This window comes from Hymenobacter arcticus (genome assembly GCF_054779975.1).
The window spans coordinates 97,433-117,493 of sequence record NZ_BAAGXF010000008.1 but is presented as its reverse complement, the minus strand read 5'-3'; the positions used below and the strand labels follow the sequence as shown (position 1 = coordinate 117,493).

The window sequence follows — 20,061 nt, the reverse complement described above, 5'->3', positions numbered from 1 at the left end:
GATGAATGACCACCTGCACGCGACCCTCTCGGGGTTGCAAAACGGCCTGACTAGCTTGCCCCTCGGCTCGGCAATGGATAACACGGAAACCTGGCAGCAGCAGTTCTTGCAAAGCGGCCAGCCCGAGCTGCAGGACATTGCCCGCGAAATGGGCAACCTGCAATCGCTGCTCAGCAGCGGCAGCCTCAGCGCCACGGCCATCGGCAACTCGCTTACCATGCTGGGCGACCAAACCAGCCAGGCCAGCCACCACGCCCCCGCCGAAATCAAGGACGACCTGCTAAAGCTGGCCGATACCTTGCGCCGCCACGGCAATGAGCTGCTGGCCCACGCCGCCAAGTAAGTACTGCCTCTGGCGCTAAATGAAAAAGGACGACCTGCTCTATTAGCAAGGTCGTCCTTTTTCGTCAACTATTTTTTGCACAGTTAGTTACCTGCACTTTGAGGCTGCAAGCGGCGCTGATTGATATTGCTGGAGCTAGAACCCCGCGTGGGCACCACATCGCTCGACTGCCGCCGGCTCTGTTGCGGAATGAGGCCTTGCTCGCGCACGTCGGGCACGGCCGTGGGCGACTGCTCGGGCGTGGCGGCCACCGGCACGCGGCCGTCGGACATGCGGCTCGGCAGCGCATCATAGCTGCTGGTGGTGCGCTGCACCTGCGACGGCCCCTGGATGGTGCTTTGGTTGAGCGCCGGGTTGAGGGGCGGCACGGAGGTTTGGTTTTGGCTGCCGCCGCGCATGGGTGCGGTCGCATCAAAAGGCACCGTTTGGGCGTGTAGCGCAGTGGTTACTAACGCGCTGGCTACGAGTAAAAATAAAGTTTTCATGGCGGAGCTATAAGTTAGTAATAACAAGAAAAAAGCTGGCCGCTCCCAGGGAACAGCCAGCTTTAAGCCTTACGATAATGGTGGCCAAAAGGCTACTACATCGTGGTTTTGTTCATGGTGCCGTCGGCCGACTTCGACTTCATTTTCGAGCCTTTGTTCATGCGGCGGTCGCTGCGCATGGTGCCTTTGTCGCTCATCGTGCCGGGGGTCATGGTACCGGTACCGCTGTTCATGGTACCGTTGTTCATCGTGCCATTGTTCATGGTACCCGTAGCCGGGGTGCCCATAGTACCCGTAGCTGGGGTGCTCATGGTGCCGGTACCCGTGGTCGAAGGCGTGGTGGTGGGGGTAGTCTGGGCCGAAGCAGCAGTAGCGCAAAGGGCGAAGGCAGCGGCGAAGATGATGGAGGTGGCTTTCATGGTCAGGGGGAAGAAATTAGAATAATTTAGCTGGTTAGCTAGGCCTTGTACGCAGGTACCGCCCCTTATTGTTGCCTGATTATCAGACTATTCAACGCCGGGCAACTCCTAATCGCGACCTTATTCAGTACTCACTCACTAATTATTAGCGACTTACCAACTAATAGGCTGGAAATCATATTTTCTTAAAATTTTCCATTATCACCTCCTGGTAGCTACGCAGCCAGGCAACGACTGGCCCCGGCTGGCAGCATTTTATTGATATAATATTCAAGTCAAGCCGCTGTCTTTGGGCCGGGGCTGCTGACAGCGCGGGCGGCCTGCTCGGCACTGGTTTTCTGGCGGGCCTGCTGCATCACGGCTTCCAGAAACTCGGCGTCCGAATAGAGCGCCGGCACCACCGGGGGCGCGGGGGGCGTGCTGAAAAGCGCCACAATCTTTGCGAATAATTTCATGAAGAACAAGAGTAAACTACTGGTATCTACCTGTTAATCAGACAGCCGGCCCGGCCAAAAAATTCGACTAGCTATTGGCACACCCCGCAAAAAGGCCAGCTTCCCGGGGGTAAAGCTGGCCTTTTTTAGCAGTATGCGCTTGATTATCTGCTTATTATAGCTATAGCCGGGTGCTAGCCGCCCTGCTTGCTGGCCCCGCCCTTGGTGTCGTCGTTGTTGATGCTCTTGCGCTGCTTGGCCTGGCCGCTCTGGCCAAAGCGGTAGCTGAAGTTGAGGCGGAACCCGCGCTGGTAGGAGCGGTTTTCGGTGCGCTCGTCGAAGGCCGCCGTGGTGGTAGTGGAGCGGTAGGGCCAGTAGGCGTTGAAGGGGCTGGCGATGTTGAGGCTCAGGTCAGCCTTTTCCTTCATAAAGGTTTTCTTCACGCCCATTTGGTAATAGAGGTTGGCCGAGCCGGTGCCCTGAATTTCGGGTGAGGGCAGCGAGCCAAACGCGAAGCCCTGCACCGTGAGGCCCTTGTCAAATTTATAGGAGACGTTGAGGTTGATGCCCGCCGTGAAGCCGCGGCGCTCGATACCCAGGAACGGGCTGCGGCGCACGATGTACTGCACGTCGGGGCCGGCGCTAAGGTCCATTTTGGCCAGCGGCTTGGCCGAGAGGTACACATTGAACTGGTAAAAGGTGTTGGCCGCCACGTTGGCGAAGGTTTGGGCCGTGATGCTGGGGTCGCTGGGCACGCCGGCGGGCAGCGGCACGCTGGGGTTGGTGGTGCTGAAGCGGATTTGCTCGATGGCGTTGCCGGTGTGGCGCACCGAGGCGGCGGCATTGATGGTGGTGGTTTTGATAGCCGTGCTGTAACTCAGCTCGTACGAGTCGGTTAGCTCGGGGTCGAGGTTGGGGTTGCCGAAGGTGATATTCTTGGCATCGGAGCGGTCCACGAAGGGGTTGAGGTAGTCGATAAACGGCCGAGTGATGCGGCGGCTGTAGGCAAAGCGCAGGCTGTTGGCGTCGGTGAAGGCGTAGCGGGCGCTGCCGTTGGGCAGCAGCGTGAGGTAGCTGCGCGGCTCAAACGGCGTGGGCGTGGTGCGAAACTCGGCCCCGATGGCCGTGCGCTCCAGACGGGTGCCCAGGTTGGCGGTGAACTTCTTGCCCACGCCCAGCGAGTAGATGCCGTAGGCCGACTGCACATCCTGCGAGTAGCTGAAGTCGGTGGCGCGCCCGGCCAGCGGCACGAAGTCGGTGTTCTGGGTTAGCGTGAGGCCATCGACGGTGGCCACGGAGCCCGTGCGCCGGAAAATGGCCTTGAGGCCTACTTCCAGGGCGTTTTTATCGCCGAAGGGCTGGGTGAAGTCAGTTTGAAATGTGACCTCGTGGCCGGGGGTGCGGCCGCGGCTGCGCTCGCGGTAGCTGGCTTGGCTGGTTTCGAGGGCGATAGTGGAGTTGTTGTACTGGTCGAAATCGTAGCCGAAGGTGCCGTTGTTGAGCGCGTACTGGGCCAGCGTGCTCCACTCCTTGCGGGCCGTGGCGAAGGTGCGGGTGTAGGTGCCGGTGGCCTCCACGTTGAGGCCGCTAAACACGTTTTTGGTGTCGCGCAAAAACAGCTGGTTGGCCGCCGGGTCATACGAGGTGTAGCGGTTGAGCAGGTTCTGGGTGGTGTTGCCGCTGTAGCCGTTCGCCGAGCCGGCCAGCGAAAAGGTGTGGTGCTCGGCGGGGTCGTAGTCGAGGCCCACCGTGCCATAGTACCAACCGCCCTTGTTATAGGTGCTGCCTTGCTGGTTTAGCATATTGATACCTACAAACTTGGTGCCCACGAACGAAGAGTCCCGCCGGTCGCGGGTGAAATCGCCGGGGTTGTACCACGCCCCCGCGCTGGCCGAGGAGGTGAAGCCCACCTTGCCCTTCTTGAAGTTCAGCGACGAGTTGAAGTTGCTGTTGCGGTTGCCGCTACTGGCCCCCACGCGGCCGTTCAGGCCCTGGTCAACGCCCTTCTTGAGCACGATGTTGATGATGCCGGCCGTGCCTTCGCCATCGTATTTAGCTGATGGCGTGGTAATTACCTCCACGCTCTGAATTTGCTCGGCCGGAATGCTTTTGAGGGCCTCGGCCAGGTTGCGGGCCAGCGTGGGCGAGGGCTTGTTGTTGACCAACACCTTGAAGTTGCTGGAGCCGCGCATTTTCACGTTGCCGTCGCCATCCACGGCCAGCAGCGGGGCCTTGCGCAGCACGTCCTGGGCGGTGCCGCCGGCGTTACTCACGTCCTGGTCGGCATTATACACGAGGCGGTCGGCGCGCACTTCCACCACCGGCTTGCTGCCGATGATAACGGCCTCGCCCAGCGCCTGGGCGGCGGTGGGCAGCTGAAAATTGCCCACCGCCGTGGGGCCCATACCCACCGTGACGGTGCGGGTGCGGGTGCCGTAGCCCACGTAGCTGGCCCGCAGCCGGAAGGTGCCGGCCGCCAGCTTGGTGAGGCTAAACTTGCCCGCGTCGTCGGCGGCCACGCCGGTGATGGCTTTGTCGCCGGTGGCCGGCAGCAGCACCACCGTGGCGTAGGCCACCGGCTGGCGGCTCAGCGAGTCGAGCACCGTGCCGGTGAGCGCGCCGGTGGCGGCCGAGGCTGGAGCAGTTGGTGTTTGGGCCACGGCGGGCCGGGTAGCGAATACCAGCACCAGTAAGGAAAGCAGTAATTGAGTAGTTGTTTTCATAAATAAAGTTGACCGCACGTGTATGCTGCCAGAGATGCCCGAAAGGGCTGTTTGGTTGCTTGCCCCGCGCGGCGCGGTGCCAGAACGGCCCCGACTATCGGCACTGGGGCCCTTTCGTTACCGAGGGGATATGTTATTTTTTTGTTACTGGGGCCGACTACTTGCGCAGCCCCTCATACTCCATGCCCATGCCGAAGGAAACGTCGCCGGTAAGCCGCACATCCAGCACTGCCGGGCGCTCGCCCAGGTTGCGCACCAACGCCGCCGAGCCGGCCCCCAGCGCCAGCGTGAGGCGCTGGCCAGGTTCGAGGCGGCCCCGCTCCTGCACCGCACCGCCGGCCAGGCGCTCGGCCACGCTCACCGGCACGGGCCCCACATTGTGGGCCGCCAACCGGAAGGCGCCGCGCTGCTGCCCGCCCAGCACAAACTGCTTGCCGGCCTCAGTAACTGTTTGGGAAGTGATACCGCCGCAGGCCGCGCACAGCGCGGCACCGACTACTAGCAGGGAAAGAAACAGGGTACGCATGGCCAAGAGGGGGTAGCGGGTGAATGACTGGTCCAAAGGTCCCCCGCCCCACCAGACCCCGCGCTTCAGACTATGCCTTGCCCCGCCCCAACTTATGATTTGGGACGCATCACCTCACTGGGAGCCTGGTCCAGCAGCTTCTTAAACACGCGGTTAAACGTTGATTTAGAGTTGAATCCGCTTTCCAGGGCCACGCCCACCAGCGAGTAGTGGGCAAAGCGCGCATCGGCCAGCTTGCGGCGCGCTTCCTGCACCCGGTAGGTGTTCACAAAGTCGTTGAAGTTCTGCCCGCAGCCCGCGTTGATGACTTTGGAGAGCAGGCCGGGGTTGGTGCGCAGGCGCTGGGCCAGCTCGGTGAGCGTGAGCTCGGGCTCCAGCCAGGGCTGCTCGGCGGCCATGAGGGCCAGCAGCTTTTCGCGCCAGGCATGCAATTCGGGTGGCAGCGCGGGCGAGGTGGGCGGCGCCGACGGAGCAGTGGCGGCGGGAGTTTCCGCTGGCTCGGCGGCGGCAGCGGCCGGCGGGCTGCTCGCCGTTACTACGGGGGGTACACCGGCCGCTGCTGGGCCTCCCACGGCTGTGGCCGGTGGGGCCAGCTCTGCGCCGGCCTCATCGGGCAGGGCATCGGGGGTGAAGCGCAGCGGGCTGGTGGCCGCCGCGTAGTTGGCCTGAATACCCACCACAATGAGCCCATAGATGAGCACCCCGCGCAGGGCAAAAAGGTACCAAGCCGCGTCGTAGCTCAGGTCGAAGAGGTAGTTGAGCACCGAGCCGCCCAGGCCCAGCAGCAGTACCAGCGCCTGCAGGCCCAGCAGCTGCCGCAGCCCGGCAAAGCGAAAGCGCTCGGGGTCGGAAAAGTTGTCGTCGAGGTAGCGGGCGTAGCGGCGGTAGTCGGCCAGCATGCGCAGGCTGTAGCCCACCAGCAGGGCCACGCCCAGCCAGTTGAGGGGCTCAAACAGGTTGTCGCGCCAGGTAGCCGCTGCTCCTTTAGTACCAAAAAAATCGGGCAGCACTTCGTGGTGCAGCCCCCGCCGCCAGCCCAGGTCGAGCAGGGCAACGGCGGCAAACAGGCCCACCTGGGCCAGCCCCGGCAGCAAGTGCCGCCACGCGCGGGGTACCAGCCGAAACTCCTGGTTGGTGAGGCTGCGAAAGTAGAGGTAGTAGCCGGGCCCCATAAGCAGGCTCAGCTGCCAGGGCACGTAGAACATGATGGTAGAGTAGCCGTCGTGGCTATCGAACCAGCCGGCGTAGCCCAGCATCCACTGGCTCACAATGCAGGTGGGCAGCAGCAGCAGCAGGGCCAGTAGGGCATCGGGGGTACTGCCGCGCCGCAGGGCCCGGCCCAGCAGCCACAGCGTGGCCACCGCCCCCGGCACCACAAACGGCAACAGCAATGCGCTACGGGGGCCAAACTGAAACAGCATAGGGGCAAAAGTACGCCGCAGCTCCCTAGGCTTTCCCACTATATTCGCTTAGCTTTGGGCTACCCCGCCCCGCTTTTTCTGGCTCCCATGCACATCCTGCGCCACGTTGACCTCACCCGCATTTTCTTCGTCGATATCGAAACCGTGCCCGGCCACGCCACCCACGCCGAGCTGCCCGCCACCCACCAGCCGCTGTGGCAAACCTTCTGCGAGAAGCGCCACGCTAAGGAGCTGGCCGAGGGCCAGACGCACGCCGAGCTGTTCCGCAACGGCGGCCTCTACGCCGAGTTTGGCAAGGTAGTGTGCATTTCGGTGGGCTACTTCCGGCCGCTGAAGGACGAGACGCTGGAGTTCCGCACCAAGTCGTTTGCCGACGACGACGAGTGCGAAGTGCTGCGCAGCTTCGGGCAGTTTTTACAGCGCTACGCACCCTACGGCCCCGCCCGCTACGCCAAGCTCGACACGGCCAGTCCCGATGGCAGCTTTTTGTGCGCCCACAACGGGCGCGAGTTCGACTACGGGTACCTGGGCCGGCGCATGCTCATTTGCGGGCAGGCCATTCCGCCCATGCTCGACGTGGCCGGCCACAAGCCCTGGGACCTGCCCCACCTGCTCGACACGATGGACCTCTGGAAATTTGGCGACAACAAGGGCCACATTTCGCTGCCGCTGCTGGCCGGCTTGTTCGGCATCCCGTCGCCAAAGGACGATATCGACGGCTCGCAGGTGGGCCACACGTACTGGGTTGAGAAAAACTTGCCGCGCATCGTCACCTACTGCGAGAAGGATGTTATCGCCACGGCCCGCGTGTATTTGCACTACGCGGGGCTCAAAGAGCTGTGGCCCGAAGTGCAGCTTACCCAAATGCCCTGGCAGGCTAGCCCCAGCCCGGTATCACCTGGTTAATAGCTACTTATTGTTTTGTATTTAATGAAGGCTGCCTTGGGGTGGCCTTTTTTTGTGCACAGCACCCAGCTTAAATTCAAAAAAATACCCGATTACTACCATCCTACCGTTCCGTTCGTATCTTCGTGAAACCACTCTAAATAATCTCATTTTTTCTATGAAAAAGCACTTTTACTCACTAGTCACCCTGCTGGTTCTGCTCTTGCAAACCCTCAGCAGCCACGCCCAATACGCCACTGCCACCCAGGATGGCAACATCAATGGTGATGAGTACAGCGGCAACTTTTTTGCTGCCGCCAATGGCGGCAACTGGTACATGACCTGGGACGCCACCAACCTGTACGTGGCCAAAACCGGGGGCCGGAGTGAGGAGCCCATCATTGTTTACCTCGACCTCGACCCCAACCTGCCCGTGACGAGCGGCGGCAACGCCAATGGCAACGTACAGGGCGTTAGCGACTTCTTCGTAACGCCCACGCTGCCCTTCCGGGCCGATGCGCGGGTGTTGTTCAGGGGTAATACGGTTGAGGTGAGCCGCCTCAACGGGGCAGGTGGCTGGAGCACCCCCATCACTGCTGGCCTGGCTGTATCGAACACGGGCATCCAGCGCGAAGTGAAGCTGAGCTGGGCCACCCTCACGGGGGGCAGCGGCATTCCGGTGGCGTTTAACTGGCTGGGCTACGAGGTAAATGCCCAGGATGGCAACGGCAACTTTCGCTACGACCAGGCCCCGCTAAACCCGCTGTCGCAAGGTGGTAACGGCGGGACTACGCCGGCCGTTGAGTTTTACTACACGGTGGCCAACACGGCCAGCGGCAACGCCACTAAGCCGTTTGCGCTCAGAAGCTACACCTTTCCGGGCCGGGGCAATGTCAACAACTTTGGCAGTATTGAGGTGTGGGACTTCACGATGAATACCCCTGAGCAGCAAATCAGCCGGGGCGAAACGAAAGGCAACTGGCTGATTAACGGCAGCTTGGTAGTGGGCGATGGGTCAGTATTTTTTGGCAACGGCAGCAACGCCGACGTATTTGGCACTACCAACGTGGGCAACATCCGGGTGACGGGCGGCCTGCTGAGCATGAACACCACCGACAAGCCCCTGAACGTGCGTGAAAACGTGGACCTGCGCGGCGGGCAATTCTTTCTCTCGGGCCGCGAGGGCGGCGACCTCACCGTGGGCCAGGACTTTTTGGTGACCAACGGCGTGTCGTCGCCCGGCACGTTTCAGCCCAATGTGCGCACCGTTACGTTCACGGGCAATAACGCGCCGCACCTCATCCGGTCGACCAGCGCGGCGGCGGGTTACGTCATTCCCTTCAACTACCTCACGCTCAACAGCCCGGACGCGGCCGTTACGCTCAACAGCAACATCTTCGTTATCAACCAACTGAATTTTATAGGGGGCAACCTGGTAACGGGCGGCAACGTGGTGGACCTCGATGCCAACGCGCGGCTTACCAACGAGCAGCCGAGCAGCCACCTCATTGGCCAGGTTAGAATAACGCAGCCAGTGGGCGGTGGCGGCGCGGGCACCAAGGGTTTTGGCAACATCGGCTTCAGCCTCACGCCTCAAAACACCTCGGGGCCGGTGGGCAGCGTAACGGTGACGCGCACCACGGGCAGCACGCTCACGGGGGTGGGCGGCGGCGCGGGCAACAGCTCGCAGCGCTACTTTAAGCTGGACGGCCCTGGCCTGAACGCTACCAACCTCAGCGTGTTGCTGCAAGTGGGCTACCGCCTCGACGAACTGAACGGCATTGCGGAAAGCGACCTGGCCCTGTACGGCTCGGCCACCGGCACCCCGCCCTACACGCGCCTCACCACGCCGCCCTCGGCCAACACAACCGACCATACCATTTCCGCGACTCTCACGCAACTAGCTGATGGTGCGATGATTACGTTTAGCAGCGGGGCCACTCCCCTGCCGGTCACGCTGGTGAGCTTTACGGCCAAGGCTACGGCTCAGGGTGCGGCGTTGCTGCGCTGGGTCACGGCTACCGAGCTCCACAACCGGGGCTTTGGCATTGAGCGCCAGCTGGGTAGCGGCCGGGCGTGGCAGCCGGTGGGCTTCGTAGCCGCCACGGGCCAGCCGGTGGGCAGCACCTATGAGTTTACGGATAAAAGCCTGGCTACTATTGCCATGGCTAGCCCGCTGGCCTACTACCGCCTGCGCCAGGAAGACCAGGACGGCACCATCACCTACTCGCCGGTAGCCGTGGTAACCCGCCTGGCCGCGCTGGCCGCTGGCGAGTTGCAGCTGAGCCCCGTGCCCGTAACGGGCGATAACCTGTCGGTGACCCTGGCCGAAGCCGGGCAAGCTGGCCTCGAAGTAGCCGTAATCAACACCCAGGGCCAGCGCCTGCTGCACTTCACCACCCAGGCCAGCAGCGACGCCGCACTGAGCCTGCCGGTAGCGCGGCTTACGCCCGGCGTGTACATTGTAACGGTGCAGGTGCCGGGCCAGGCCGCCCGCCACGCCCGCTTCGTGAAGCTGTAAGCCCACGAGGCAGCGGTTGCTGAACAGATAAGCCGGGGGTAGCGGCGCGGCGGCTGGGTAACTCCGGCTGCCGCGCCGCTACCCCCGGCTTTCTTGCTTATGCTTGCAAGCCCTACACTAGGCACTCGCTTAGGCCCTTAGGGTGAATAACTTGTAATACTGCCTGAAAAGCAGTTGCTTTGTCTCTGAATTTCACAGGGCAAGCCAATTGCGGGTAGTATGAACGCACCTTTTTTCCGTTGGCTACCGCTGCTGGGGCTGGCGCTGTTTGCCGGGCTGGTGGTGTTGCTGATTCGGCCGCCGCGCCCGGTACCAGCCACGGCGCCGGCCACTGAGTTTTCGGCCGCCCGCGCCCTGGCCGAGGTGGCCGTGGTGGCCCGCCAGCCCCACCCGCTGGGCTCACCGGCCCAGGCCGCCGTGCGCGACTACCTGCTGCGCCGCTGCCGGGCGCTTGGCGTGGCCGCTACCATGCAGGATACCAGCATTTTAGTGGTTGACGACGGCCAGGTTACGGCCGCCCGCGTTCAAAACGTGGTAGCGCGGCTACCCGGCCGGCAGCCGGGCGGCAAGGCCGTGCTGGTGCTGGCCCACTACGATTCGCAGCCCCACGCGCCCGGCGCCGGCGACGATGGCGCGGGCGTGGCGGCCATGCTCGAAACCCTGCGGGCACTGCGCGCCGGCCCGCCGCTGGCCAACGACGTTATCTGGCTATTCAGCGATGGCGAGGAAGCTGGCTTGCTGGGGGCCCGCGCCTACGCCGCTGACACGGCCCGCCTGCGCCGCACGGTGGGCGTGGCCCTCAACTTTGAAGGCCGGGGTAACGCCGGGCCCAGCCTCACCTTCGAGGTGAGCCCCGACAATGGCTGGGTAATGCGCGAATACGCCCAGGCCGCGCCCGCGCCCATCGCGTCGTCGCTGTTTTACGAAGCCTACCGGCACCTGCCTAATAATACCGACTTCACGCCGCTGCGCCAAGCGGGCCTCACGGGGCTCAACTTCGCCTTCGTGGCCGGCTACCCGTTCTACCACAGTCCGGCCGATACGCCCGGCCACCTCAGCCTGGGCTCGCTGCAACACCACGGCTCCTACATGCTGAGCTTGGTGCGGCACTTCGGCAGCATTTCACTGGTCCACACCAAGGCCCCCGACGAAACGTTTTTCAACCCCCTGGGCACCTGGCTGATACACTACCCAGCCAGCTGGAACCTGGGCATTTCGGCTGTTACCATTCTATTGCTAGTCAGCACATTAACACTGGCTAAGTTTTGGGGTAGCCTGTGCTGGAGTAGCTTGTTGGGCGGGGCGCTGGCCTGGCTGGGCGGGCTACTGCTGGTGTTGGCGGCGGGCTGGGGCCTGCTGGCGCTGGTGGCCGCCACCTACCCGCAGTACAGCGCGTTCTACGACCACGCGGCCTACAATGCGCTGGCCTACCAGGCGGCGCTGCTGGCACTGGGCCTGGCCGTTTTTGCTGCCTACTATGGCTGGCTGAGCCGCTACGTGCGGCCTGGCGCGCTGGCGGGCGGGGCGCTACTGGTGGTGGCCCTGCTGCTGGGCCTGCTACAATGGCGGGCTCCCTCATCGGCTTTTTTGCTGAGCTGGCCGCTGCTGGCGGCCACGCTGGCCTGGGGCCTGCGGCTACGCCAAACGGCCAGCCGCACCCGGCCCCAAATGCCGGGACTGGCGGCGGGGCTGCTGGCACTACCGGCCGTGGCGCTGCTGGGCCAAGTGCTGTATTTACTGTTGATAATCTTTGGGTTGGGCGCACTGGTATTGATAGCGCTGGTGCTGCTAACGGTGCTGCTAGGGCTGCTGCTCCCGTTGCTACTGCCTGTGTTGAGCGGGCCCACGGCCGGGGGCCGGCGGCCCGCCATTGACTGGGGCCTACCGGGGCTGGCCCTAGCGGCGATGGTTGCGGCGCTGGCAACAGGCCACGCCACCCGCCAGCCCACGGCCGACCAGCCCCAGCAAACCCACCTTTTCTACGCCCTCGATGCCACCCGCGGCCAAGCCTACTGGTTATCGGCCGCCGCTCGGCCCGATGCCTGGACCAAGCAGGTGCTCACTCAGCCGCACTACGGCCCGCTGCCGACGCTCTACCCATCGGCTGCGCCCATTCTGTACCAGGCCGCGCCCCGGCTGACGCTAGCCGCCCCTACGTTTATCGTATTGGCCGACAGCCTGGTAGCCGGCCGGCGCTGGCTGCGGCTGCGCCTAACGCCCGGCCAGCCGGAGGTGAGCAGCCTGAGCCTGGTTATCAGCAATGCCCCTCAGCTGCGAGCATTGCGGGTGGCCGGCCACCCGCTGCCGGCCGCTAGCCTGCGACCGGCAGCGGGCCCGCTCACCATTTCCTTCTTTGCCCCGCGCCCAGCTGGCGAAGTATTCGTGGTAGCCCTGGCCGGACGCGGGCCGTTACAGCTGGCCGTTACCACGCGCCAGCTGGGGCTGCCACCTGGGCTTTTCTCCTTGCCGGCTACGGTGGTGCCCGCGCCGGGCTACAACAGCTTTACTACGCAGGTGCGGCAGGAATTCAAGCTATAGCAAAGAAGCCGTATTCTACATAAGTCTTTAATAGACTACCAGTTATCATCCGTGCCCTTGCCGCTCACGCGCTGCCGGATGGTGCTCACTTGCTGCCGGCCACTACGCTGAATGGCCTCGATAGTGGATTGCAGCACCGGCTGCGGGTAGCCGTTGGCGTCGAAGGTGAGGGCGTTGGGCTTCAGGTAGTTCTCGATGGGCGTGACGGCCCCCAGGCCTTTGCCGCTGTCGAAGGCAAAATCAGTGACCTGGTAGCGGAAGCGGCCGGGCTTCACCTCAATGGTGATGGTGCGCCAGAGCGGCACCTGCACGTTGGCTCCCAGGAAGCTTTGCATCACCAGCTCGCCGGTTTGGCCCACCAGGCGGCCACCCGCGGCATCATCGGTTTGCAGGGGCATTTTGGTGGTGCTGGGGGCGCTGGCAAACCATTGCTTGGCCCGCTTATACAGCTCGGCCGACGACACGCCGGGCACTTGCACCACCGCTTTGTACGACACCTTGCCAGTGGCCGAATCAACGGGCAGCGGGCTCACCCAGCCGTGCAGCTTGGGCAACTTTACCTGTGCCTGCGCGGGCACCGCGCCCAGCGCCGCCCCCAAACAAAGCATTATCAAAAGGATTTTCATACCCTTGGCTACGCAAAGCCCCTGCCAATAGTTGGTGGCCGGGGCCGGGCGGCGGGCCCCAAACGCAAGAAGGCCGCGCCACTAATGGCACGGCCTTCTACTGCGCTAGCGGGCTAGCTGCTACGCTACGGCTGCTTAATTCAGCGAAGCCACGTCGATTACGAAGCGGTACTTCACGTCGCCTTTCAGCATGCGCTCGTAGGCTTCATTAATGTGCTGAATATCAATTACCTCGATATCCGACATGATGTTGTGCTCGGCGCAAAAGTCCAGCATCTCCTGCGTTTCGGCGATGCCGCCGATGAGCGAGCCGGCCACGCGGCGACGCTTGGCAATGAGGTTGAAGGCGTGCAGCTGCGGGGCCTCGGTGGGCACACCCAGCAAAATCATCGTGCCATCGAGGCGCAACAGGTTCACATACGAGCCAAGGTCAATCTGGGCCGAGATGGTGTTGATGATGAAGTCGAAGTAGTTATTCACCGACTTAAACTGCTCCTTGTCCTTGGTTACCACAAACTTGTGGGCACCCAGGGCTTTGGCATCGGCTTCTTTGCCAGCCGAGGTGCTGAGCACCGTTACTTCGGCGCCGAGGGCTACGGCAAATTTCACGGCCATGTGGCCGAGGCCGCCGAGGCCCATTACGGCTACGCGGTGGCCGGCGCCCACTTTCCACTGGCGCAGGGGCGAGTAGGTGGTGATGCCTGCGCACAGAAGCGGGGCCACGCGGGCCAGGTCGAGCTTCTCACTCACCTTGAGGGTGTATTTCTCATCCACCACAATGCTCTGCGAGTAGCCGCCGTAGGTGGGCTGGCCGGTTTTGATTTCGCGGCTGTTGTAGGTACCCACCATGCCGGTGGTTTCGCAGTATTGCTCCAGGCCTTCTTTACACGACGAGCACTCGCGGCACGAGTCCACCATGCAGCCCACGCCGGCGAGGTCGCCTACTTTGAAGCCTTTTACGTGGTCGCCCACGGCCGACACGCGGCCCACGATTTCGTGGCCGGGTACCATCGGGAAAATCGAGCCGCCCCACTCATCGCGGATTTGGTGCAGGTCGGAGTGGCACACGCCGCAGAACAGGATATCAATTTGCACATCGTGGGCACCGGGGGCGCGGCGCTCCAGCTGGAAGGGCTCCAAGGGGATGCTAGCGGCGGGAGCCGCATAAGCTTTAGTAGTTGACATTAAACGCTTGGTCTAGAAATAGATAGTAGTTTCCTCACAAAAATGCCGCAGGAGCCCAGGGGACCACGGCGGCGCTTTTGCGTAGAGTAGGGGCTTAACCCGCCGCCCCTGGCTTTGTTTGGGGCTGGGCCAGCGCCTCGGCTACCAGCCCGCGCATCCGCCCCAGCGACTGCCGGGCAAACCGCCGCTGCAACGCCCGCCCGAACACCTTGAACCCCAGCCAGTAAAGCGGATTGCGGATGTGCCCTTTCCGCGACACGGCGTGAATGCGAAACTGCACCGCGCCGGTCGTCAGGTTTTTGTGAACCGAGAAGTTAATCTGGCCCTTCTCGAAGTGGCCTTCCAGCGTGCGGTAGCCGTAGCCCCACACCTGCTCGGAGCCATTGGGGCCGGGCTGCGCTTGCTCGTCGATAACGTCGGCCACCCGCACCCCGAAGTAAAAGTTGAACACCAGAAAGTGCGCCCGCAATACCATAACACGCTCATTCAAAGGCTTTTGCGGGTCAAAATAGCCCGTAATCAAGTTGGGCGGCGGGAAGGCGTAGCGGCGCAGCACGTCCTGGGCCGCGGCAAACGAGCCACTCGCCTCGGGTGGACCGGGGGCCTCGGCGGGCAGGTCGGTGGCGTAGTCGTCGAGCCGCCAGCCGGTAGCCGGGGTGTATTCCCGCTGGTCCTGGTAGTCGTAGTTGACCTTGGTGTGGGCGTAGGTAGCGAGCAGGTCGCGGTATTTTTCCCAGGCGGCCGGGGCGGCGGGCGGCGAGCCGGGCAGGGCAGTGAGGCTACTCATGGACAACGGTTTGGCTAACAGTACCATCCTCGGCGTGACGCGTGGTTTCGACCACTACCGGGCCTAGCGCCTGGCCGCCGATGGCTTGGGCCACGCGCTCGCAAAACTCCACCCAGGTGGCCTCCTGCATCAGCTTGCCGCCGCCAATGGTGTCGTAGGCAAAAGCCACCAGCCCATCGCGCGAGCGGGCCAGCGAGCGAATTTCGAAGCGCAGCGCATTGGGTTGGTCGTCAAGCCGATGTGCTTCGAAGCAGATGGTGCCGGCCTCGGGGTGGCCTTCCAGCGTCACCAGCTCGAAGCTGGTAGCACTCACCTTGGTCACGCGCACGCTGCCGTTCCAGGGGCCTAGTATTTTGATGTGAAACTCGTCGCCCACTTGCAGCGCGCCTTCCGCGCCCTGCGTGCGCTCAAAATCGGCTAGTAAGCCGGGCGAAAAGCTGGGTAGGTCGGCCTGCACCGCGGCCATGAGCTGCGCGGGCGACAGGCGCGGGCGCTCCACATCGAGGTAGTAGCGGCGCGTCAGCTCGGGGCCGGCGCCCTGCGCAGCGGGCTGCTCGGAGGCGTGAGAATCGGACATATTTCTAACTAATAAGTAATCAATAGCTTACCTAACGCATTGCGGCGCGTAGAAAGGTAGCGTGGCCCCTTCTTGTCGTTGCTTACGTAGCGCAATTAAAAAAGAAAGGTTGCCCAGGCGCGGTCCCGCGCCTGGGCAACCTTTAACCCGCTACTACTCACTTCTTTTCCACAACTAATGGCCTACTACCGCCCACCCGGCCCGCCGCCCGACCCCGAGCTGGTGCGCAGCCTCACTGCGCAGCAAAACGAGCTGCGCCAGCGCGTGCGCGCTGAACCCTTGGCCCATGAGCCGCGCCTGATTGCGGGCTGCGACTCGTCGTTTCCCACGCCCGACACCATTTTGTCGGTATTCGTAGTGCTGAAATTCCCATCGCTGGAGCTGGTGGAAAAAGTGTACAACTACGGCCCCGTGACTATGCCCTACGTGCCGGGTTTCCTCTCGTTCCGCGAAGCGCCCAACGTCATTCAGGCTTTCGCCAAGCTGACTACTAAGCCCGACGTGATTATGGTGGATGGCCACGGTATTGCGCACCCGCGCCGGGTGGGCATTGGCGCGCACCTGGGCGTGCTGCTCGACATGCCCACCTTCGGTGTGGCTAAGCAAAAGCTTACGGGCACCTTCCAAGAGCCCGCCCCCGAAAAAGGGAGCATCACCCCGCTCACCGATGCCAAAACGGGCGAGCTGATTGGCGAAGTTATCCGCAGCAAAGACAAGATATTACCGCTCTTCGTGAGCCCCGGCCACCGCTGCGACCAGGCCACCGCCACCCGCCTCACCCTGGCCTGCCTGCGCGGCTACAAGCTGCCCGAGCCCACCCGCCTGGCTGACTATTGGGCCGAGCAGTTCAAAAAAGAAGTGCGCTGAGTAGGGCGCGGGCCAGGTGGCCGCCCACTTCATCAGTTATCCCAAAATCCGGCCTTAGCTTTACTGTGAGCCGTTTTCGTCTGATGCGGCTTTCGTTATCAAGGCAGTTTTTATGTGGAATCGCGGCGCGGTACTGGTGGGGTTTTGGTTGGCCGTGGCGCTGTTGGTCCCGCGGGCCGGCACGGCGCAAAAGCTGCTGCCCAGCCCCGGCCCGCGCACCTGCGCCACCCAGGCCGCCGACAATTGGCAGCAGGCGGCCCTCCGGCGCAAGCAACCGGGCTATAGCTCAGCCAAGCTGGCGGGCGGGGCGGCCCCGCTGGCCCTGCGCACCGCGGCCGTTACCTACACGCTGCCGGTGGTGGTACACATTATTAATGACGGGGAGGCCGTGGGCACGGGCACTAACATCAGCCAGGCCCAGGTGCAATCACAGCTCGACGTGCTCAACGAGGACTACCGCAACCTGAACGCCGACGGAGCGCTGGTGCCCAGCCCCTTCCAGCCCTTGCGGGCCGATGCCCAGTTTCAGTTTGCCCTGGCCCAGCGCGACCCCAGCGGCGCCACCATGCCCGAGCCGGGCATCGACCGCGTAAACCGCAACGCCAAGGGCTTCGATGCCCCACCCTACACGCAGGCCTACATCGACGGCACCATCAAGCCGGGCACCGACTGGGACCCCGCGCAGTACGTCAACATCTGGGTGCTGAACCTGGGCGGGCGGTTGCTGGGCTACGCCCAATTTCCGGATAACACGGCCAACCTGAGCGGCCTGAGCCCCCTGGGTGGCACCGCCGAAACCGACGGCGTGGTGATTCTGTACTCGGCGTTTGGGCGCGTGGGCACCCTCACCACTGACTACAACAAGGGCCGCACGCTCACCCACGAGCTGGGCCACTGGCTGGGGCTGCGCCACATTTGGGGCGACGACAACTGCGGCGACGACTATTGCCTGGACACGCCCACCCAGCAAACCAGCAATACCGGCTGCCCCAGCTTTCCGCACGTCACGTGCTCGAATGGGCCCAATGGCGACATGTTCATGAACTACATGGACTACTCGAACGACGCCTGCTTGCAGCTGTTTTCGGCCGACCAAAAGAACCGGATGCAGGCCGTGATGGCCGTCGGCACCGCGCGGCGCGCCAGCCTGCTCGCTTCACCAGCACTGTGTACCAGCATATTAGCTGCCACTGCTGCCAACAGCGGGGCCGCCTGCCCCGGCAGCAGCACGCGCCTGCTGGCCACCGGCCCGGCCGGGGCCACTTACCTCTGGAACGGCCCCAATGGCTACACCAGCACCCAGCAAAACCCCACCCTCCCCGACCTCACGGCCACGATGGCCGGCACGTACACCGTCACTGTTTCCAACAACAGCGGGGCGTGCCCCGGCACAGCCCGCACCACCGTAGTGGTGAGCCCCGCGCCGCCCAAGCCCGCGCTGGCCCCGCGGCCGGCGGCCGTATGCGCCGGCGGGCAGGTTACGCTGTCGGCCACCAACCTCGCGGTGGCAGGCACGCTACCCAACGAAGATTTCAACGGCACCGCGCCCGGCTGGACGCTGGCCAGCACCGGCTTGGCCAGCACCGCCTGGCAGTACCGGACTGCGCCCTTCACCTACACCAGCCAGTACGTAGCGCTGGATAACTATTCGCTGGATGGCAGCCGCTTCGCGCTGGCCAACTCCGATATCGGCGGGGCGGGCTCCAGTACCAATACTACCCTCACCTCGCCCGCGTTCAGCACCACCGGCTACGGCACGCTGCTAGTCACCTTCCAGCACTACTACCGCAACGACCCCAGCGACCAAGCCACAGTGGAGGTTTCGACCAACGGCGGCACTAGCTGGACCGCCGTAGCCACCTACTTCGCCGACCAAGGCACGGCTACATCGCCCGCCCTGGCTACCATCGACCTGAGTGCCTATCTAAACCAGCCCCGCGTGCAGCTGCGCTGGCACTACGCCGCCAGCTGGGGTTACTTCTGGGCCCTTGATAACGTGGCAGTTACCGGCACCCCCGCCACCTACACCTACGCCTGGAGCCTGGTAAGCGGCGATGGCCTGCCGGCCGTCACCACCACGCCCACCCTCACGGTAACCCCCACGCAATCATCCGTTTACCGCCTCACCCTCAGCAGCCCCGGCCTGGCGTGCACTGCCAGCGACACCATCGGCGTGCGCCTGACCACCCCCACCTGGACCGGCGCCACCGGCAACGGCAACTGGTTTGACGCCGCCAACTGGGCCGGCTGCGTGCCCACCCGCACCACCGATGCCCTCATTCCGGCCGGGCGCACCACGCCCTACCCCACTATCGGCAGCGGCGTGGCCGAGGTGCGCACCCTCACCCAGCAGGGCGGCCTCACGCTGGCCGCCGGCGAGCTGGCCCTCTACGGCGACTACCTTGGCAGCGGCCCTCTCACCCAAACCGGCGGCACCGTGGCCACCCGCAGCACCGTAGCCCAAAGCCTGCGCCCCGCCACTTACCAAACCCTGCTCATCGGCGGTACCGGCCCCAAAACGATTGGCGCGGCCACCATTACGCAGGCCCTCACGCTGGCCGGCCCGGTGCTGACAACTGGCACTAATACACTGACTATAAGCCCAATCGCTACCATCAGCGAAACCGACGCCAGCTACGTGCTGGGCCACGTACAAACCACCCGCACCCTGGGCATCGACCCCGAGAATTTTGGTGGCCTGGGCCTGGTGCTGGCCCCGGCCTACGCACCGGGCGCTACTACCGTGGTGCGCACCACCGGCCAGCCCCAGGGCACGGCCGGCGCGGGCAGCATCGGCCGCTACTTCGATATTACGGCGGCCGCCAGCCGGGGCTTGCAGGGTACCACACTCACGCAGCAGTATTTGCCACATGAGCTTAATGGTTTAACTGAAAGTCAGTTAACCGCCTATCGCTCGACCGATGGCGGTGCTACCTGGAGCAACGAGGGCGCCACCCAGCGTGATGCCGCCGCCCGCACCGTAGCGCGCGCCTACGTCACCGACCTGCAAGGCCGCTGGACGCTGGCCAGCGCCACCGCGCCGCTCGCCCCAGCCACGCTTACCTACGCCATCAACGCGTTCCCGGTGCCCTTTGGCGACGATGGCCTGTCAATTCAGGTGACCACGGCCACCGCCGGGCCGCTCACCGTGCAGCTTTATGACGTGCTGGGCCGCGTCATCTACCACCACTCGGTGGCCACGGTAGAGGTGGGCACCAGCACTGTTAGCCTGCCCGGCTCGGGCCAGCTGCGGGCCGCCAAGTACGTGCTGCTGGTGCAGCAAGCCGCCCAAACCGCCCGCCTCAACGTGGTGCGCCAGTAGGGGCGGGTCGCACCCGCCCGCCGTTATTATCAGCCGGCCAAAAAAGCAAAAGCCCCGTTTCCAGCTTGGAAACGGGGCTTTTGCTTCAGCAGAGAAGGAGGGATTCGAACCCCCGGACCTGTAACAGTCAGCGGTTTTCAAGACCGCCGCAATCGACCACTCTGCCACTTCTCTAAAAAGTGAAATGGTAAAACGGCAATTAGATGAAGAGTGGAAGCCACTTCATCAGATTACTATTTCACCATTTCGTAGAGAGGGGGGGATTCGAACCCCCGATACCGTTGCCGGTATAACGGTTTTCGAAACCGTCGCATTCGACCACTCTGCCACCTCTCTAAAGGTCCCAAACCAGTGGTTGGGGCTGCAAAAGTAGGAACGAATCAGGAAGGAGAAATAAGGAAG

The 20,061-nt window shown here is 63.5% G+C and carries 16 protein-coding genes and 2 tRNA genes; 6 read left to right on the top strand and 12 right to left on the bottom strand.

All coding sequences use genetic code 11. The features are described from left to right. Nucleotide 1 precedes the first annotated feature (1 nt). Complete coding sequence (locus ACYVGC_RS14755) at nt 2–343, top strand: hypothetical protein (protein ID WP_460584607.1); 342 nt, start codon at nt 2–4, stop codon at nt 341–343. 83 nt (nt 344–426) lie between these two features. Here the strand turns inward: ACYVGC_RS14755 and ACYVGC_RS14750 are convergent, their stop codons facing one another. From ACYVGC_RS14750 to ACYVGC_RS14725, 6 genes are all read right to left on the bottom strand, one after another. Continuing rightward, entirely contained in the window at nt 427–828 is a 402-nt protein-coding gene (locus ACYVGC_RS14750) for a hypothetical protein (RefSeq protein WP_460584606.1), read from the bottom strand. Between the two features lie 95 nt (nt 829–923). Beyond that, nucleotides 924–1,247: a hypothetical protein gene (locus tag ACYVGC_RS14745; RefSeq protein WP_460584605.1), complete on the bottom strand. Its 324-nt coding sequence runs from the start codon at nt 1,245–1,247 to the stop codon at nt 924–926. A gap of 275 nt (nt 1,248–1,522) precedes the next feature. Beyond that, nucleotides 1,523–1,702 carry a hypothetical protein gene (locus ACYVGC_RS14740; RefSeq protein ID WP_460584604.1) on the bottom strand — a complete coding sequence of 60 codons (180 nt, stop codon included), beginning with the start codon at nt 1,700–1,702 and terminating at the stop codon, nt 1,523–1,525. Between the two features lie 173 nt (nt 1,703–1,875). Then, nucleotides 1,876–4,404 carry a TonB-dependent receptor gene (locus ACYVGC_RS14735; protein ID WP_460584603.1) on the bottom strand — a complete coding sequence of 843 codons (2,529 nt, stop codon included), beginning with the start codon at nt 4,402–4,404 and terminating at the stop codon, nt 1,876–1,878. 157 nt (nt 4,405–4,561) lie between these two features. Beyond that, nucleotides 4,562–4,930 (bottom strand): hypothetical protein, encoded by a 369-nt coding sequence (locus tag ACYVGC_RS14730; RefSeq protein WP_460584602.1) that lies wholly within the window; start codon nt 4,928–4,930, stop codon nt 4,562–4,564. Between the two features lie 92 nt (nt 4,931–5,022). Next, nucleotides 5,023–6,351 carry a helix-turn-helix domain-containing protein gene (locus tag ACYVGC_RS14725; protein WP_460584601.1) on the bottom strand — a complete coding sequence of 443 codons (1,329 nt, stop codon included), beginning with the start codon at nt 6,349–6,351 and terminating at the stop codon, nt 5,023–5,025. 54 nt (nt 6,352–6,405) lie between these two features. Between ACYVGC_RS14725 and ACYVGC_RS14720 the strand changes: the two genes are divergently transcribed. From ACYVGC_RS14720 to ACYVGC_RS14710, 3 genes are all read left to right on the top strand, one after another. Next, a complete protein-coding gene (locus tag ACYVGC_RS14720) occupies nt 6,406–7,257 on the top strand; it encodes a 3'-5' exonuclease family protein (protein ID WP_460584600.1) in 852 nt (283 codons plus the stop codon). 157 nt (nt 7,258–7,414) lie between these two features. Next, entirely contained in the window at nt 7,415–9,757 is a 2,343-nt protein-coding gene (locus tag ACYVGC_RS14715) for a T9SS type A sorting domain-containing protein (RefSeq protein WP_460584599.1), read from the top strand. Between the two features lie 219 nt (nt 9,758–9,976). After that, entirely contained in the window at nt 9,977–12,295 is a 2,319-nt protein-coding gene (locus tag ACYVGC_RS14710; RefSeq protein WP_460584598.1) for a zinc-binding metallopeptidase family protein, read from the top strand. A gap of 35 nt (nt 12,296–12,330) precedes the next feature. On the opposite strand, the gene ACYVGC_RS14705 is transcribed toward ACYVGC_RS14710, so the two are convergent. The 4 genes from ACYVGC_RS14705 to ACYVGC_RS14690 all read right to left on the bottom strand — a co-directional run bounded on the left by ACYVGC_RS14705 (nt 12,331) and on the right by ACYVGC_RS14690 (nt 15,470). Beyond that, a complete protein-coding gene (locus tag ACYVGC_RS14705) occupies nt 12,331–12,921 on the bottom strand; it encodes a DUF4468 domain-containing protein (protein ID WP_460584597.1) in 591 nt (196 codons plus the stop codon). Nucleotides 12,922–13,056: 135 nt separating this feature from the next. Then, entirely contained in the window at nt 13,057–14,106 is a 1,050-nt protein-coding gene (locus ACYVGC_RS14700) for an NAD(P)-dependent alcohol dehydrogenase (protein WP_460584596.1), read from the bottom strand. Between the two features lie 94 nt (nt 14,107–14,200). Beyond that, entirely contained in the window at nt 14,201–14,893 is a 693-nt protein-coding gene (locus tag ACYVGC_RS14695) for a DUF1990 domain-containing protein (protein ID WP_460584595.1), read from the bottom strand. Beyond that, nucleotides 14,886–15,470 (bottom strand): DUF1990 family protein, encoded by a 585-nt coding sequence (locus ACYVGC_RS14690; protein WP_460584594.1) that lies wholly within the window; start codon nt 15,468–15,470, stop codon nt 14,886–14,888. Before ACYVGC_RS14690 ends, ACYVGC_RS14695 begins: the two co-directional genes overlap by 8 nt. 177 nt (nt 15,471–15,647) lie before the next feature. On the opposite strand from ACYVGC_RS14690, the gene nfi reads away from it, so the two are divergent. Together nfi and ACYVGC_RS14680 are read left to right on the top strand one after the other, a co-directional pair. Then, nucleotides 15,648–16,337: an endonuclease V gene (nfi, locus tag ACYVGC_RS14685; protein WP_460584593.1), complete on the top strand. Its 690-nt coding sequence runs from the start codon at nt 15,648–15,650 to the stop codon at nt 16,335–16,337. Between the two features lie 112 nt (nt 16,338–16,449). Beyond that, a complete protein-coding gene (locus ACYVGC_RS14680) occupies nt 16,450–19,659 on the top strand; it encodes a M43 family zinc metalloprotease (RefSeq protein WP_460584592.1) in 3,210 nt (1,069 codons plus the stop codon). Nucleotides 19,660–19,748: 89 nt separating this feature from the next. Here ACYVGC_RS14680 and ACYVGC_RS14675 read toward each other — a convergent pair. Then, nucleotides 19,749–19,833 (bottom strand) — tRNA-Ser (locus ACYVGC_RS14675). 75 nt (nt 19,834–19,908) lie between these two features. Further along, nucleotides 19,909–19,995: transfer RNA gene (locus ACYVGC_RS14670), tRNA-Ser, on the bottom strand. Nucleotides 19,996–20,061: the final 66 nt, after the last annotated feature.